Raw genomic sequence first — 16,051 nt, forward strand, 5'->3', positions numbered from 1 at the left:
TGCCTGTGGGCCTGGACGCATAAACGGGAATCCGGATCGACCCTGGTCGACCCGGATTCCCGTTTTGTGTGCGCGGATTAAAAGGCTCCCGCCGCAGAGTATGATTATCCCGCCGACCAACAAACGAGGTCCTCGCCCCCCGGGCTCGAGTCAACGGTTTGTCCGGCAAAGCCTGATCCAACCAGCTGATCCAGCCCTGGACTCCGGCAAAAAACCAAACCTCCGCATAACCCTCGTCAACACCCCTGCCCGGCTTCTCCCTGCCGTGCACCACTCCTGAAAGGACACCATGGAACTGCTGTGGGAAATCGCCGGCTGGGCCGGCGCGGTTGCGATCCTCAGTGCCTACCTCTCCGTTTCCATGGGCTGGCTGAAGGCCGGCAAGGGCTTCCAGACCGCAAACCTGCTCGGCGCCGTCGCCTTCATCATCAACGGAACAGTCCACGGGGCCTGGCCTTCCGTGGTGACAAATGTCGCCTGGTTCCTCATCTCCGCCATCGCGCTTTTCCGCATGCGCTCGGCCGCTCCCCAGCCGGTGGTGCCGGCTGAGGAGCCGCAGGTTCAATTCCCCGGCGTTCCGGACACCACCGGCCAGCTCGCCGTTGTTGAGGTCCTCACCGGTTCTGTTCACGGTGAGGCGGACGGGCACCGCCTGCCCACGGAATGCACGACGGCGGTCAGGCCGGCTGGGGTGCCCTGCTGACCTCGGCGCCGGCTGCCTCCGCCGCGTGCAGCTGCGCCTGGCGTCCCAGCCAGTGTGCGCTTTCCTTGGGCGTCCGTTCCTGGGTTACCCGGTCCACAGCGATGAGGCCAAACTTCGGTACGTAGCCGAACACCCATTCGTAGTTGTCGAAAGCCGTCCAGGCGATGTAGCCGCGGACGTCGATGCCGTCCGCCAGGCAGGAGGCCACACAGTCCACGGCGGCGCGGAGGTACTCCACCCGCTGGGTGTCGTCCTCGGTGGACAGCCCGTTTTCGGTGACGATCACCGGGATGCCGGCGATCCGGTGGGCTTCCCGGATGGTCGCCTCGAGGGCCTGCGGGTAGATCTCCTCGCCCATCTGGTTAGTCACCGCATCTTCCGCAGCAGGGGCGTGCCCGTTCGGGCCGTAGACGGTGCGGCCGTAGGTCTGGATCCCCACAAAGTCGTCTCCGCGGGAGGCCGCCAGGAAGCGCTCGTTGACGTCGCGCCGCACCTGGTCGGCGAGTTCCTCGCCGCCGTCGATGGACTGGATGTCCGAGTTGGCGAGCGTCCAGCCCACCAGGAGTTCCGGCCGGTGTGCCTTGATGGCAGCGGTGCCCGCGCGGTGCGCCGCCAGCTTTACCTCGTACGCGGCCTCCGTGGAGCAGAACTGGAACGGGGCCACTGTGCTGGCATCCACGCCCAGCCGCTCGGCGGCTGCGGCCCACACCGGAACCGAACCACGGTTCTCCGGCGCCTCACCGCCGATGCCGAAGGACTCCAGCAGCCACGGCAGGTTGGGTTCGTTCAAGGTGCAGGCAACGCCGATGAGGTCGCCCAGGTGAGCCATCACCCGGTCGCAGTAGCGGCCAAAGAGTTCAGCCGTGCGGGACCCTTCCCAGCCGCCGACGGCGAGGAGCCAGCGCGGGGACGTGAAGTGGTGGAACGTGACCACGGGGGTGAGGCCGTGCTCGTGGCAGGCCTCCAGCATGCGTCGGTAGTGGTCCAGCTCCGCCTGGGAGAACAGTCCCTCTTCCGGCTCGATGCGGGCCCACTCGATGGAAAAGCGGTAGCTGGTGAACCCCAAACCGGCGATCAGGGCGATGTCCTCGCGGTAGCGGTGATAGTGGTCCACGGCATCCCCGGACGGCTCGGAGAACATGCTGCCCGGGAGGTGTTCCAGGAACCAGGTGTCACTGTTGACGTTGTTCCCCTCCACCTGGTGGCCGGCGCTGGCGACGCCCCAGAGGAAATCCTGCGGGAATGCTGATTCGGTGGTCATGTGGGTTCCTTTCGTTCAGCGCCTGAAAACAGCGCACGGGGCCTCTCTGCCCTGGCTTCCAATCCTTTCCTGCCGCGTGACCGGGGCCACAATACTTTTTCAATGAATGACATTCTCATGTGAGCGGCCAAGGCGTCCGGCTGATGCTGGTGGGGAGCCGGCGAGCAGCCAGCCCCAAGACATTCCTCCGTTACACATCAGAATGCAAAGGCGCACTACATGAAACTCCTGAACTCCACCGCCCGTGCGAGCTCCGCCGTTCTGGCCGGAGCACTCCTGCTGGGATCGCTGACCGCGTGCGGCGGCGGCTCCAGCCAGGCCACCGCCAAAGCGGACACCAGCTCCCTGACCCTCGCCATCGACAGCGACTCGGCATCGTTCGGCTTTGACCCGTTGCGCGTCTCCGCTGCACAGCGGCAGTTCTTCGAGGGCCTCTACGAGAGCCTGATGACGCTGCAGCCGGACGGTACGGCAGGTCCGGGCCTGGCCAAGGAGTTCAGCTACAACGCCGACAACACCGTCCTGACGCTCACGCTGAAGGAGGGTGTGACGTTCACCGACGGGTCCAAGCTCGACGCCGAATTGGTCAAGGCGAACCTGGACCGCCGCTCCGATCCCGCACTCAGCGCCTATTCCGCCGTCGCCAAGGGCGGTGCCCAGGAGATCGCTTCCGTGGATGTCGTCAGCCCCACCCAGGTGGCCCTGACGTTTGCCAAGGCGCAGCCCGGGTTCGAGAAGAACCTGGCCTCCACTACCGGCATGATTGTCGGCAAGAACGGCGTCACGGACACCGCAAGCCTCGCCGCCACCCCGGACGGCTCAGGCCCCTACACGCTGGATCCTTCCACTGTGAAGGGCAACAAGTACGTCCTGGTGAAGAACGAGAAGAGCCCGGAGGCGCCGAAGTACGCCTTCAACAAGGTCATCTTCAGCGTGGTCCTTGACCCGCAGGCACGGGCCAACGCCCTGGTGTCCGGCCAGGCAGACGTCGCCATGCTGACCTCGAACACCGTTGACTTCGCCAAGTCCAAGGGCGTGGGGGTCACCCAGATCGGCGGCACCGTCAACACCATGATCTCCTTCGACAAGATCGGCAAGACCGCCCCGGCGTTCGCTGAGGAGAAGGTCCGCCAGGCCATCCAGTACGCGATCAACCGCCAGGCCCTGGTGGACGCGCTCCACAAGGGTGACATCCCTGCCTGGAACGCCCTGCCCAAGGACTCCGCAGGCTTCAGCAAGGACATTGAGACCAAGTTCGCCTACAACCCGGACAAGGCCAAGAGCCTGCTGGCCGAAGCCGGATACCCGAACGGCTTCGACTTCACCATCATCGCCGGTGCCCAGACCCAGACGGACCTGCAGGCCGTCCAGAAGGACCTCGCCGCCGTCGGAATCACCATGAACGTGAAGATGGCCGCCTCCACTGACGAGGCCTTCGCCGCCGTCGCCACTACACCCCTGGGTTACGCGCCGCTGAACTGGGACAACCCCGTCGGCGTGATGTACGGAGCCATCCTCAACGGCTTCACCAACGTGCAGAAGGCCACCGATGAGCAGCTCAGCGCCGCCACCGGCGAGCTCGCAGCCGCCAAGGATGACGCCGCCGCCAAGGCCGCGGCCACCAAGCTGAACACCCGGCTGGTGGAATCCGGCTGGATGATCCCGCTGTACGAGGCCCTCACCAACCAGGGCTACAACACCAAGAAGGTGGCACCGGTGGAGTTCGCCGGCACCAACGCCTACCCGCTCCTCTCGTCCTACAAGCCGGCCAGCTAATACCCGCACCTGCCGGGCGGTCCCTCCTCGCCGAACGGGAGGGGCCGTTCGGCAAGGGCCTGACCGATGGAGGTCACCATGGCACTATTCATCACCAAGCGCCTGCTGATGGCGCTGGCCACCGTGCTGGTGGTTGCAGTGCTGGCATTCATGCTGGTGCACGCAATGCCCGGCAGCCCGGGCGCCGTGTCCCTCGGGGCCGGCGCCTCCCAGGAAGCCATCGACGAAGTCAACCGGCGCCTTGGCTGGTCGGATCCCCTAGTGGTCCAGTTCTTCACCTGGCTCGGCTCAGCAGTCCAGGGTGACCTCGGTATTTCACTGATCGACGGCCGGTCCGTCAGCGCGGACCTGGCCAGCAGGCTTCCCGTCACCGCCTCCCTTGCCGCCGGAGCCACTTTTCTCAGCGGGATCCTCGGCATCGCGCTGGGCGTGACCGCCGCGGTCCGGGGCGGCATCGTGGACCGCATCATCGGCGGCGTCGCCGGCATGGCCGTGGCCCTGCCGGCCTTCTGGATCGGCATCATCTTCGTCTACCTGCTGGCCGTCCAGTCCTCCGTCTTCCCGGCCACCGGCTACGTTCCCTTCGAGGTTTCCCCGCAGGACTGGGCACTGTCCCTGGCGCTGCCGGTGATCACCCTGGCCGTGGGCGGCGGGGCGTTCATCGCCCGCCAGACCAGGGCTTCCATGCTCGAGGCGCTCCAGCAGGAACACATCCGAACCCTCCGGGCCACCGCCACCCCCACCTGGAAAATCCTCTACGTCCACGCCCTGCGTTACGCCAGCCTCCCCATCGTGGCCGCCATCGCACTGCAGTTCATCCAGCTTTTCGGCGGCTCCGTCATCGCCGAGCAACTGTTCGCCATGCCGGGCCTGGGCCAGGCCGTCCAGAACTCCGTCAGCACCCATGACGCCCCGTCCGTCCAGGGCGTGGTGGTGATCGCCACGGTGGTGGTGGTCGCCGTGAACCTGGTGCTGGAACTCGCCACCAAGTTCCTCGACCCGAAGTTGCGTGCCTCATGATCCCCAACGTTGCCCCCGCACCTGCAGACTCCGCGGAGCCGACGGCGGCTGCCGTCCTTCCCAGGGCCCCGCGCCAAAGTGCCGCAAAGAAATTCTCCGGCAGCAAGCTGTTCGCCTCACCGGCGAGCATCGCCGGCGTGATTTGGCTGGCCGCGCTTGTGGTTGCCTCGCTCACCGCACCGCTGTGGCTGCCCTTCAAGACAGAGGACCAGGACTTCACCGCCGTCCTGTCCGGACCCACCTCCGCACACTGGCTCGGCACCGACGAACTGGGCCGGGACCTCCTGAGCCGCATCTTCGCCTCGGCAGCCGGCACCCTGGGGACGTCCATGATCACGGTGATTGTCGCCGTCGGCCTCGGAACCCTCCTGGCCATGCTGGCAGCAGCCGGCGGTGAACGCGTGGAAAACGTCATCAGCCGCGCCACCGAAATCGTGATGTCCCTGCCCGGCACGGTGATCATCCTGGCCGTGATCGGTGCCGTGGGAACCAACATCCCGATGATCATGGGGATCCTGGGCGTGCTGATCTCTGCGGGCATCTACCGCGTGATGCTGGGCCAGGCGAAGTCCCTGCAGTCCCAGCTCTACGTGGACGCCGCCAAGGTGGACGGCATGGGCACGGCCGGCATCAGCTTCCGCCATGTGCTGCCCGGCCTGACCAACACGATCGTGGTCCAGGCGGCCCTGATCTTCGCCGTCGGCATGCTCATCCAGGCCGGTTTGGCGTTCATCGGCTTCGGCCCGCCGATCCCGCAGCCCAGCTGGGGCGGCATGATCCAGGGCGCCTCGCAGCACGTCTACGACGCCCCCTGGCTGATGGTTCCCACCGGTGCTGTACTGGCCCTGACAGTCCTGGCCGCCAATGCCATCGGCAACGCCCTCGGCAAGTCACCGAATGCCACCGCCTCACACCTGCCCTCCGCCGCAGCCCGGCGGCAGCGGGCGAAAGCCGTCGCCGCAATCGCCGCGGCCGCGCAGGCTCCCAAGGACGCCGCGCAGGACACACTGAGCGTCCGCAACCTCTCCGTTGGGGTGGACTCTGTTGGTGCGGGCAAGGGGGTCCGCCTGGTCACGGACGTTTCCTTCGACGTCGAACCCGGCACCGTCCTGGGCCTGGTGGGCGAATCCGGCTGCGGCAAGACCATGACCGCGCTGTCCCTCCTGGGTCTGCTGCCCTCCGGAGTGTCCGTGACCGGCGGCCAGATCCACTGGAACGGCAAGAACCTGGCTGCGGCCACGGACAAGGACATGGAAGGCATCCGCGGACGCGGGATCGCCCTCATCTCGCAGGAACCCATGCGGGCACTGGACCCCATGTTCACCGTGGGTTACCAGCTCACGGCCACCATCCGGCGGCTCCGCGGGACGGGCAGGGCCGAAACAAAGGCCGAAGCCCTCGGCCTGCTGGAAAAAGTGGGCATCGTGGACGCCGCGCGCATCCTGAAAACCTACCCCCACCAGATCAGCGGCGGCATGGCCCAGCGCGTGGCCATCGCCCTGGCACTCGCCGGCCGACCCCGCCTCCTGGTGGCAGACGAACCCACCACCGCGCTGGACGTCACCGTCCAGGCCGAGATCCTTTCCCTGCTGCGCAGCCTGGTGAAGGACACCGGAATGTCCGTAGTGATGGTCACCCACGACCTTGGCGTGGTGGCCGACCTCTGCGACCAGGTGGCCGTGATGTACGCCGGCGAAGTAGTGGAGAACGGCCGGACGGACAGCATCCTGGACAACCCGCGCCACCCCTACACCCTGGCCCTGCTGGCAGCGGATCCGCACGCCAACCATGCTGCGGACATGCCGGAGCGCCTCGCCACCATCAGCGGCCAGGTTCCCCAGCCCAAGGACTGGCCCAGCACCTGCCGGTTCGCCGCACGCTGCCAGTTCGCCGGGTCCGCCTGCCTCGTGCCCATCCCGCTGCTTCCCTCCGGTACCGGCGACGGCGTGGTGCGCTGCGTCAAAGCGGACGAACTCGCCGTCGAAGGCCTGGACTGGGTGGCCACCGACATACCCAGCCACCACATTCTGAACCTGTCCGAAGCCCCGGCTGTTGCAACCCGAACTGTTGAAAAGGATCCAGCATGAGCACCGCAACCTCGGTCCGCCCGGAAGCACCGCTGCCCGCTGCCGCCCAGCCTCTGCTGGAAGTCAAGGACCTGGTGGTCCGGTACGGACGTGGCCGCAAGGCAGTCGCCGCACCCGCCGCCGTCGACGGTGTCAGCTTCAGCATTGCCCCCGGGGAAACCGTGGGCCTGGTAGGGGAGTCCGGTTCCGGCAAGTCGACCATCGGCAAGGCGATCCTGGGCCTGCAGAAGGTCTCCGGCGGGTCCATCACCTACCAGGGCAAGGACATCACCTCGGCCGGCGCATCGCAGCGCAGGGCGTTGGGCGGGGAACTGCGGGCCGTTTTCCAGGACCCCAACTCCTCGCTGAACCCCCGCAACACCGTGGGCTCCTCGCTGGCAGAACCGCTCCGGCTCCGCGGCGTGAACGCGGCCGAGGCCCGGCAGCGCGCCGAGGACATGCTGGAACGCGTGGGCCTGCCGCGGGAAGCCGTTGACCGGTACCCCAGCCAGTTCTCCGGCGGCCAGCGCCAGCGCATCTCGGTTGCCCGCGCCCTCATCTGCGACCCCAACCTGGTGGTCTGCGACGAAGCCGTGAGCGCACTGGACCTCTCAACGCAGGCCCAGGTCCTGAACCTCCTGGCCGACCTGCGGGACGAGCGCGGCCTGGGCTACCTGTTCATCGCCCACGACATCGCGGTGGTCCAGTTCCTGGCCCAGCGCGTGGTGGTCCTTTATCGTGGGCAGGTAATGGAAAGCGGACCCGCCGCCGCGGTCACCGAGAACCCCAAGCATCCGTTTACCCAGGCCCTCGTGGCCGCGTCACCCGTGCCGCGCCCCGCGGAGCAGGCCGCGCGCCGGCAGGCCCGCGAGTCGCTCGGCGTACGCACGGGCGCGGCCGCCGTGCCCGAGCCCGGCGGCTGCCCCTTCCGGCTGCGCTGCCCGTTGGCGACGGATCTCTGCGCCGCCGAACGCCCGGCCCTTCGCACAGTGGGCGGTTCCGACGTCGCCTGCCACTACGCCTCCTGACCACCTTTCCTTAAGCAACTTTCCTTCCGCCACCCCGTGGCGGCCAGCAGAACGGAACACCACCACATGCCAACGGCACCCTGGCAAGCAGCCATGATCACCCCCAATGAAGACTTCGACGGCGCCCCGCTTCTGCGCAAGGAGTTCCAGCTGGCGAAGGGACATGGCGCCGTTACCAAGGCGACGCTGCGGGCCACGGCCTACGGCGTTTACGAGGCCCTGATCAACGGGGTACCGGTAGGCGAGGACGTGCTGAGCCCGGGCTGGAGCTCGTACGAGTGGCGGCTCCGCTACCGCAGCTACGACGTCACGGCGCTGGTGCAGCCGGCCACGGTCATCGGAGTGTCCCTGGGCAACGGCTGGTACCGCGGGCGCCTCGCCTGGCACGGCATGTCCGGGCTGTACGGCGACAAGCTGGGCTTCTTCGGGCAGCTGGATGTTGAGTTCGAAGACGGATATGTCCAGTCCGTGGCCTCGGATTCCTCCTGGCACTCCGGCCCGTCGGCTACCACTGCCAACGACCTCTACGACGGCCAGACCATTGACGCGCGCCGGAACCAGCGCGGCTGGGCCGAGCCGGACTTCGACGCCGGTACGTCTGCCGGGTGGGCCGGCGTGCACACGCTCGAGTTCGACGTCGACCGGCTGGCCGAGCCGGTGGGCCCGCCCGTGGTGCGCACCGACGTCGTCAAACCCCAGCAAGTCTTCACCTCGCCCAGCGGCAAGACCCTCGTGGACTTCGGCCAGAACCTGGTGGGCTGGCTTCGGTTCACCGTCCAGGGCGAGGCCGGGCATGCCATCACGGTCCGCCACGCCGAAGTGCTGGAGGACGGCGAGCTGGGCGTCCGCCCGCTCCGCTCCGCCAAGGCCACGGACACGTTTATCCTCTCCGGCGGCGAGGACTTCTTTGAGCCCACCAAGACGTTCCACGGCTTCCGCTACGCCGAGGTTTCCGGCTGGCCCGGCACGCTGACCGGGGACTCGCTGGAGGCGGTGGTGGTCCACTCCGAACTGGAGCGCACCGGCACCTTCGAGTGCTCCAACGAACTCGTAAACCAGTTGCACCGCAACACCGTCTGGGGCCTCCGGGGCAACTTCCTGGACCTGCCCACGGACTGCCCCCAGCGTGATGAGCGGCTCGGCTGGACCGGCGACATCGGCGTTTTCGCGCCCACCGCGGCGTTCCTCTACGACGTCAAGGGCTTCCTGCAGGACTGGCTCCTGGACCTGGCTGCCGAGCAGAAAGCAGCCGACGGCCTGGTTCCCATCACCGTCCCTGACGCCCTCAAGTATTGCCCGCAGCCGGCCGAGTTCCCGTCACCGGAATCGTCAGCGCTCTGGAGCGAAGCGTCCGTCTGGGTGCCGTGGGCGCTGTGGGAGGCCTACGGTGATGACACCGTGCTGAAGAACCAGTATGAATCGATGACTTCTCATACCCGACGGGTGGAAGGCCTGCTGTCTCCCACCGGTCTTTGGGACCAGGGCTTCCAGTTCGGTGACTGGCTGGACCCGGATGCCGATCCGGACAAGCCGTGGGATGCGAAGGCGGACACCGGCGTGGTGGCCACCACGTGCATGTACCGCACCGCCTCCATTACCGCCAAAACCGCGCGGCTGCTGGGACACCAGGAGGACGCCGAGTACTTCGAGCAGCTGGCGGCACGGGTCCAGGCCTCGTTCCTGGAGCACTATGTTGCCGCCGACGGCACCATCCATAGCGACTGCACCACCGTCTACGCGCTGGCGATTGCCTTCGGCATCCTTCCCGGCGCCGAGCATGTTGACTTCGCCGGGGAACGTCTCGCCGAGCTGGTCCGGAAGAACAACTACCGCGTGTCCACCGGTTTCGCCGGCACCCCCTTCATCACCGGCGCGCTGACGGACACCGGCCACAGCGCGGAGGCGTACAGGCTGCTGCTGGAACAGGGCTGCCCGTCGTGGCTGTACCCGGTGACCATGGGCGCCACCACCGTGTGGGAGCGCTGGGACTCCATGCTTCCGGACGGCACCATCAACCCGGGCGAGATGACCAGCTTCAACCACTACGCGCTGGGCGCCGTGGCCGACTGGATGCACAAGGGAATCGGCGGCATCAGCCCGCTCGCCCCGGGGTACAGCAAGGTCCGGATTGCGCCGGTCCCGGGCGAAGGCATCGACTGGGCCAGGACGTCCCTGAAAACGCCGCACGGAACCATCCGCGTGGAATGGAAGCACGACGACGGTGAGTTCCACCTCGAGGTGACGGTACCTGGGGGAGTGGAGGCCGACGTCGTCCTTCCGGGCGGCGGGCAGCACACCGTCGGCGGCGGCACGCATAGCTTCACCGCGGCTGTCGCGCTCGCCGTCCCGGCGGGGTTGTAGGCGCTGTGGCAGCTGTGGCTAATACAGCCGGAGAGCTACTCGTGGTGGATAACGACTTCGGTGGCGATCCTGACGGCCTCGTGTCCCTCGCACATATCCTCTTGCGTTCCGGCCCGGGTATGACCGTCCTGGTGACGACGTCTCCTCTGGATCCGGGACTGGCCGAAGCCGCCGGCGCAGACCCTGCAACCACGGCCGGCCGTGGCGCAGATCTTGCCGAGCAACTCCTGGAGTTAATGCGGATCAGCGGTGTAAGGGTGATCACGGGTGCGGAGGCCACCGGGATCACGCCCGAGCAGGTGAGTCCGGCGGCACGCGCCATCACTGAGGAGTCCTCACGCTTCGAGCGGACCACAATTCTCTGTGGAGGACCACTGACTAACATCGCTGCCGCGCTGCGGCTTGACCCGCCACTCGCTCGCAGGGCGATGCTGGTGTGGGTGGGGGGAACGCTGGCTGAAGCGGACCGCGGAGAGTACAACTCCGACACTGACCTGGAAGCTGCAAGGGAGGTCGTGGCGTCAGGGATGCCCCTTGTGAGAATCCCCTCGGAGGAGTACTCGCGCATGACCATTCCGGTGCATGCAGTGAAGAATGAGCTTGCAGCCGAGTCGGCAGTCGGTTCCTGGCTGGCGGAGCGCCTGCTCGACGTTCCGCCCTTCGTGCAGCTGGGCGCAACGTTGACGCTTGGTGACAGCGTTCTGGTGGCGTTTCTGCCAGGCGTCGATGCGCTTGCCAGGCAGGTTGCCCCGGGAACAGTAGTTCACAACCAGGTGGACGGCGCCGCGCTGTGGGACGATCTGATGCGCCAGCTTGTGGCGCAAGGTAGTTAGCCAGTTCGTTCAGCGGGTACGGTGGATTTCCACCTCTGGATCGCTTTGTTTCCGCGTGGTAATTTGACCCTCTTACGTCGCTTACAGGGAGCGATCCAGGAGGAGGGCCAGCTCATGAGTGATACCAATTCCGCCGGAACGAACGTGGACGTCGTGGACATCCTGACCAGCGATCACCAGGACATGATTGCGCTGATCGGGCAGATTAAGGGTGCGTCCGAGGACAGCCAGCGCAGGGACCTGGCGGACACCCTGATCGCGGAGGTGATGCGCCATGCCGTCGCCGAGGAAATGTACGTGTACCCCGCCATTGAGGACCACGTGCCCAACGGCAAGGACGAAGTTGAACATGACAAAAAGGAGCACGACGAGATCGTCAAGCTGATGAAACGGCTGGAAAAGGTGGAGCCTTCCGACCAGACCTTTATGGAACTGGTCCAGGAGCTCGAAGACAAACTGAGGCATCACGCCAATGACGAGGAAACCGAACAGTTTCCCAAGCTCCGCCTGCACATCCCGCGCGAAAAACTCGTCGACATCGGCGAAAAAGTGGAGAAAGCGAAAAAGCTGGCGCCCACGAGGCCACACCCGAGCGCACCGCATTCGGAGTTGTTCCACAAGACCCTGGGCGCCGGCGTTGGCATGGTGGACCGGATCCGGGACAAACTGACCGGCAGGCACACAGACTCGTAGGGCCGGGGGTTGGGCAGCTGGTTGTAGTTAGCTGCCCGCTGAGAGGAGCCGCTGGATCTGCTCCGCGGCGTCACTGTCCGGCGCGGGGGTGTACACCACGATGTGGAGGTCGGGCCGGTCCGAGGGTGACACCTGGTGGTGTTCCAGCCGGAGGACGCCCACCGCCGGGTGGTGGAACAGCCGTTCACGGGATTCGAAACCGAGGATGTCGTACCGGTCCCAGCCCTCCTTGAACTCCGGGCTGGTCTCCTTGAGCCGCTCCACCTGGTACGCCACGTCCGGATCGCCGAGCCGCTGCCCTGCTTCGGCCCGGAACTCGGCAAGGAACCGCCTGCTGGTGACGTCCCAGTCGGGGAGCAGCTCCCGGACGTAGGGGTCCGTGAAGACCAGCCACAGCAGGTTCCGTTCCGGGGCGGCAACGTTGGCGATGTTGGGATACAGAGCGGCGTAGGCCCTGTTCCAGCCCGTAACGCTCCAGTCCGGTGCCAGCGCGAAGGCCGGGTTGGGGCCGAGGGCATTGAGAAGCCGCTGGATGTGGGGAGGGGCGTCAGCAGCCACGGGCCCTGCGGTTATGGGCGAGGAATAGCCGGCGAGGGACAGGACATAGGAGCGCCCCGTCTCCGAGAGGTGCAGGGTCCGGACCACGGCTTCCAGGACTTCCCGGGAGGGCCTGATGTCCCGTCCCTGCTCCAGCCACGTGTACCAGGTGACGCTGACCCCGGAAAGGAACGCGACCTCTTCCCGCCGCAGCCCCCGCTCACGCCTGCGGGCGACGGGCGGCAAACCATACTCGGAGCGCAGGGCCTGGTCCCGGCGTGCCCGCAGGAACAGGCCCAGTTCCTTGCGCTTGTCGCCTGCCTCTTTCACGGCATCTAACACTAGTACCCAGGTACTCCTACTACTAGTATCAGCACTGTCTTCCGCCTTTTGGCCGGGCAGGGCAGGATCGGTAGCATGCCTGCACTCCGCTCCAGAACTGTCACCCACGGCCGCAACATGGCCGGAGCCCGCGCACTGCTGCGCGCCTCCGGCGTCGCCAACTCGGACATCGGCAAGCCGATCATCGCCGTCGCCAACTCCTTTACCGAATTCGTCCCGGGGCATACCCACCTCGCCCCTGTGGGCCGGATCGTGTCCGACGCGATCCTCGCCGCCGGAGCTGTACCGCGCGAGTTCAACACCATTGCCGTGGACGACGGGATCGCCATGGGCCACAGCGGCATGCTGTACTCGCTGCCTTCCCGCGACCTGATCGCCGACTCGGTGGAGTACATGGTCAACGCACACTGCGCCGACGCGCTGGTCTGCATCTCCAACTGCGACAAGATCACTCCGGGCATGCTCATGGCGGCGCTGCGCCTGAACATCCCCGTAGTGTTCGTCTCCGGCGGCCCCATGGAGGCCGGCCGCGTGACCCTGACCGACGGCTCCGTGCGCTCCCTGGACCTGGTGAACGCGATCTCCGACGCGGTTGACGAATCCATCTCCGATGAAGACATCAACCTCATCGAAGAAAACGCCTGCCCCACCTGCGGTTCCTGCTCGGGCATGTTCACCGCCAACTCCATGAACTGCCTTGCCGAGGCGATCGGCCTGGCCCTGCCGGGCAACGGCTCCGTGCTGGCCACCCACACCGCCCGCAAGGCGCTGTACGAGAAGGCCGGTTCCACCGTCGTCGAGCTGGTGAAGCGCTATTACGACGGCGACGACGACTCGGTGTTGCCCCGCTCCATCGCCACCGCGAAGGCTTTCGACAACGCCATGGCCCTGGACATCTCCATGGGCGGCTCCACCAACACCATCCTGCACCTGCTGGCCGCAGCCCAGGAGGCGGGTGTGGACTATGGCCTGGCCGAGATGGACGCAAAATCCCGCCAGGTGCCCTGCCTGGCAAAGGTGGCCCCGAACGTCGCCAAGGACAAGACCTACTACATGGAGGACGTGCACCGCGCCGGCGGCATCCCCGCCCTGCTGGGCGAGCTGAACCGCGGCGGCCTCCTGCACAAGGATGTCCACTCCGTGCACTCCGCTGACCTGGACGGCTGGCTGGATGACTGGGATATCCGCGGCGGCAAGGCCACGGAAGAAGCCAAGGCCCTGTGGCACGCGGCTCCCGGCGGCGTCCGCTCGTCCACCGCGTTCTCCCAGTCGAACGAGTGGACCTCCCTCGACACCGACGCCGCCGAAGGCTGCATCCGCTCTGTGGAGCATGCCTACTCCAAGGACGGCGGACTGGCCGTGCTCCGCGGCAACGTGGCCATCGACGGGGCCGTGGTGAAGACCGCCGGCGTGGACGAGTCCATCTGGACCTTCGAGGGCCCGGCCGTGGTGTGCGAGTCCCAGGACGAAGCCGTGGAAAAGATCCTGAACAAGGCCGTCAAGGAAGGCGACGTAGTGGTCATCCGCTACGAAGGCCCGCGCGGCGGTCCGGGCATGCAGGAAATGCTCTACCCGACGTCGTTCCTCAAGGGGCGCGGCCTGGGCAAGAAGTGCGCCCTCATCACGGACGGCCGCTTTTCCGGCGGCACCTCCGGCCTGTCGATCGGGCACATCTCCCCGGAGGCTGCCTCCGGCGGCACCATCGCCCTGGTGGAGAACGGCGACATCATCAGCATCGACATCACGACGCGCAGCCTCCAGCTGCAGGTCTCCGACGAGGTCCTCGCCGAACGCCGTGAAAAACTGGAAGCCAATGGCGGTTACAAGGCCAAGAACCGGGACCGCCTGGTCTCGCCGGCACTCCGGGCCTACGCCGCCATGGCACTGTCTGCGGACAAGGGCGCGGTGCGCGACGTCTCACTGGTGGAGAACCTCGGCTAGCCGCCTTTGGGGCCAACGCGCCCGGCACCGGCTTATTCGGTACCGGGCGCGTTTCCGGCAGCAGGGTGTGGCGTGCATCTGCGAGGATGTGCGAAGGAAAATTCCCAGGAGGATGCATGCCGTACACCGTAGATTTCAAGACTGTGTCCACAGTGGGCCTGGAATCGTCACCAGTCGCCGAGGCGCTGGCGGGGCTGCGCGCCAACGAGGCACGCTATTACAAGAACAAGTACGACCACGATTTCACTGTCACGCCTGCACATGAAGCGCCCTCGACGGTCGAGTATGTGCACCACATCCTCTCCGCCGAGCGCGATCTCGTCATCTCGTCCAGGCCGCTTGAGGTGTCTTCCTTCGAAGTGGACGGGTTGCGGATGGCGTACGTGTTCTACGAGTCAGGCCTGGCCATCAACGTGATGTACGGCCTCGACGAAGGTGGCAAACGGGCGGTTGGTTTCAAGCTTTCCGACGGCATGGAGATTCCCGAGGAACTGGCGTCCAGCTTCAAGTTCGCGCGCCAGAAGTCGAAGCTCGCCGGCGTGATCCGCGGCTCCTACTTTGTGATTAAGGGTCAGTACTGAGGCGGGGACGCCTTTACGGCACGTTGTCAGGTTAGGGTCTTGACGGTTCACACGGGAGCGTACGATAGGGCCTGAGGGGCCCTATCCTGACGTTGGATGGGCGGGCTGGCTGACGTCATGTTGGGGTGTACCTCTGGCTTACGCGCTTCCACCCCCCGGACGTGGAGGCCCCTATGCCAGGCGGGCATTATGGGCGGGACGGGAAGACCTCTTAGTCGTTGGCTGTGTGGTAGCCACCAAACTAAGAGGTCTTCACTTATTCACTATGAAACGAACGTCCTGACCCGTACAGCTAGTGCGCGATCAGCTCAGGGGTGATTACCCCTCACTTCTGCATTCCAGGCTAACCAGCGAGACCGTGCGCAGCCGTGCTTGGGGACACGGTCGCGGCCGTGAGGACGGCCGTCTCCCGCTCACTCTGCTGCACCTCGTCGAGTTCCTTGAGCGTGTACTTTTTGGTTTCCTTGGCGGTGAGGGCTGAGATTCCTGCCAGGACCATGAACCCGAGCGCAACCATGGACGGCCCAACGCAATCCTTCAGATCGGGCCCAGCGAGTGCTGTTGAGAGAACGGGGCCGATGACGCCCGAGATGGCGAAGCCGATCTGGGTCCCAAGGGCGAGTCCGGAGACGCGCAGGCGGCCGCGGAACATCTCTGCGAAGAACGAGGGCCAGGACGCGTTCACCATTGAGTAGAAGAGGGAGTAGTTGATGATGCCGAACAGGAAGATCAGCGACCAGTTGCCGGTCGTGATTGACCACAGGTAGGGAGGGCACCATGGTGAGACCTGCGCCGCCCGTCGCGATGAGGAACATCGTTTTGCGGCCGATCTTGTCCACAAGGAATCCTGCCAGGGGCGTGATTCCGAGGTCAGAGGAGTGCGGTAAACCTCGCGGAACTGTCGCGCCA

At 66.2% G+C, this 16,051-nt stretch carries 13 protein-coding genes; 10 read left to right on the forward strand and 3 right to left on the reverse strand.

Going from position 1 to position 16,051, the window contains the following annotated elements; translation table 11 throughout:
- Positions 1-289: 289 nt before the first annotated feature.
- Complete coding sequence (locus QFZ36_RS13045; RefSeq protein WP_306637047.1) at positions 290-703, forward strand: CBU_0592 family membrane protein; 414 nt, start codon at positions 290-292, stop codon at positions 701-703.
- On the opposite strand, the gene QFZ36_RS13050 is transcribed toward QFZ36_RS13045, so the two are convergent.
- On the reverse strand, positions 678-1,964 hold the full coding sequence (locus QFZ36_RS13050) for a glycoside hydrolase family 1 protein (RefSeq protein WP_306637049.1): 1,287 nt from the start codon (positions 1,962-1,964) through the stop codon (positions 678-680). The genes QFZ36_RS13045 and QFZ36_RS13050 overlap by 26 nt on opposite strands.
- Before the next feature lie 219 nt (positions 1,965-2,183).
- On the opposite strand from QFZ36_RS13050, the gene QFZ36_RS13055 reads away from it, so the two are divergent.
- The 7 genes from QFZ36_RS13055 to QFZ36_RS13085 all read left to right on the forward strand — a co-directional run bounded on the left by QFZ36_RS13055 (position 2,184) and on the right by QFZ36_RS13085 (position 11,741).
- Positions 2,184-3,740: an ABC transporter substrate-binding protein gene (locus QFZ36_RS13055; protein ID WP_306637050.1), complete on the forward strand. Its 1,557-nt coding sequence runs from the start codon at positions 2,184-2,186 to the stop codon at positions 3,738-3,740.
- A 66-nt stretch (positions 3,741-3,806) separates the two neighbouring features.
- Positions 3,807-4,760 carry an ABC transporter permease gene (locus QFZ36_RS13060; protein WP_306637052.1) on the forward strand — a complete coding sequence of 318 codons (954 nt, stop codon included), beginning with the start codon at positions 3,807-3,809 and terminating at the stop codon, positions 4,758-4,760.
- A complete protein-coding gene (locus tag QFZ36_RS13065; RefSeq protein ID WP_306637054.1) occupies positions 4,757-6,847 on the forward strand; it encodes a dipeptide/oligopeptide/nickel ABC transporter permease/ATP-binding protein in 2,091 nt (696 codons plus the stop codon). Before QFZ36_RS13060 ends, QFZ36_RS13065 begins: the two co-directional genes overlap by 4 nt.
- Positions 6,844-7,854, forward strand: a complete 1,011-nt coding sequence (locus QFZ36_RS13070) for an oligopeptide/dipeptide ABC transporter ATP-binding protein (protein WP_306637061.1) — start codon at positions 6,844-6,846, stop codon at positions 7,852-7,854. The genes QFZ36_RS13065 and QFZ36_RS13070 overlap by 4 nt, the downstream gene beginning before the upstream one ends.
- Before the next feature lie 66 nt (positions 7,855-7,920).
- The gene (locus QFZ36_RS13075; protein WP_306637063.1) at positions 7,921-10,215 is read left to right on the forward strand and encodes a family 78 glycoside hydrolase catalytic domain; all 2,295 of its coding nucleotides are present in this window, start codon (positions 7,921-7,923) and stop codon (positions 10,213-10,215) included.
- A 14-nt stretch (positions 10,216-10,229) separates the two neighbouring features.
- On the forward strand, positions 10,230-11,048 hold the full coding sequence (locus tag QFZ36_RS13080) for a nucleoside hydrolase (protein ID WP_306637065.1): 819 nt from the start codon (positions 10,230-10,232) through the stop codon (positions 11,046-11,048).
- A gap of 114 nt (positions 11,049-11,162) precedes the next feature.
- Positions 11,163-11,741: a hemerythrin domain-containing protein gene (locus QFZ36_RS13085; protein WP_306637067.1), complete on the forward strand. Its 579-nt coding sequence runs from the start codon at positions 11,163-11,165 to the stop codon at positions 11,739-11,741.
- A 27-nt stretch (positions 11,742-11,768) separates the two neighbouring features.
- Here the strand turns inward: QFZ36_RS13085 and QFZ36_RS13090 are convergent, their stop codons facing one another.
- Entirely contained in the window at positions 11,769-12,608 is an 840-nt protein-coding gene (locus tag QFZ36_RS13090; RefSeq protein ID WP_306637069.1) for a helix-turn-helix transcriptional regulator, read from the reverse strand.
- An 87-nt stretch (positions 12,609-12,695) separates the two neighbouring features.
- Between QFZ36_RS13090 and ilvD the strand changes: the two genes are divergently transcribed.
- Together ilvD and QFZ36_RS13100 are read left to right on the forward strand one after the other, a co-directional pair.
- Positions 12,696-14,561, forward strand: coding sequence for a dihydroxy-acid dehydratase (gene ilvD, locus QFZ36_RS13095; protein ID WP_306637072.1), 1,866 nt, complete (start codon positions 12,696-12,698; stop codon positions 14,559-14,561).
- 116 nt (positions 14,562-14,677) lie between these two features.
- Positions 14,678-15,142 carry a phage tail protein gene (locus QFZ36_RS13100; protein ID WP_306637074.1) on the forward strand — a complete coding sequence of 155 codons (465 nt, stop codon included), beginning with the start codon at positions 14,678-14,680 and terminating at the stop codon, positions 15,140-15,142.
- A gap of 343 nt (positions 15,143-15,485) precedes the next feature.
- On the opposite strand, the gene QFZ36_RS13105 is transcribed toward QFZ36_RS13100, so the two are convergent.
- A complete protein-coding gene (locus QFZ36_RS13105; RefSeq protein WP_306637078.1) occupies positions 15,486-15,983 on the reverse strand; it encodes a hypothetical protein in 498 nt (165 codons plus the stop codon).
- Positions 15,984-16,051: the final 68 nt, after the last annotated feature.

Origin of the sequence: Pseudarthrobacter siccitolerans (assembly GCF_030823375.1) — a bacterium.
Classification (GTDB): domain Bacteria; phylum Actinomycetota; class Actinomycetes; order Actinomycetales; family Micrococcaceae; genus Arthrobacter; species Arthrobacter siccitolerans_A.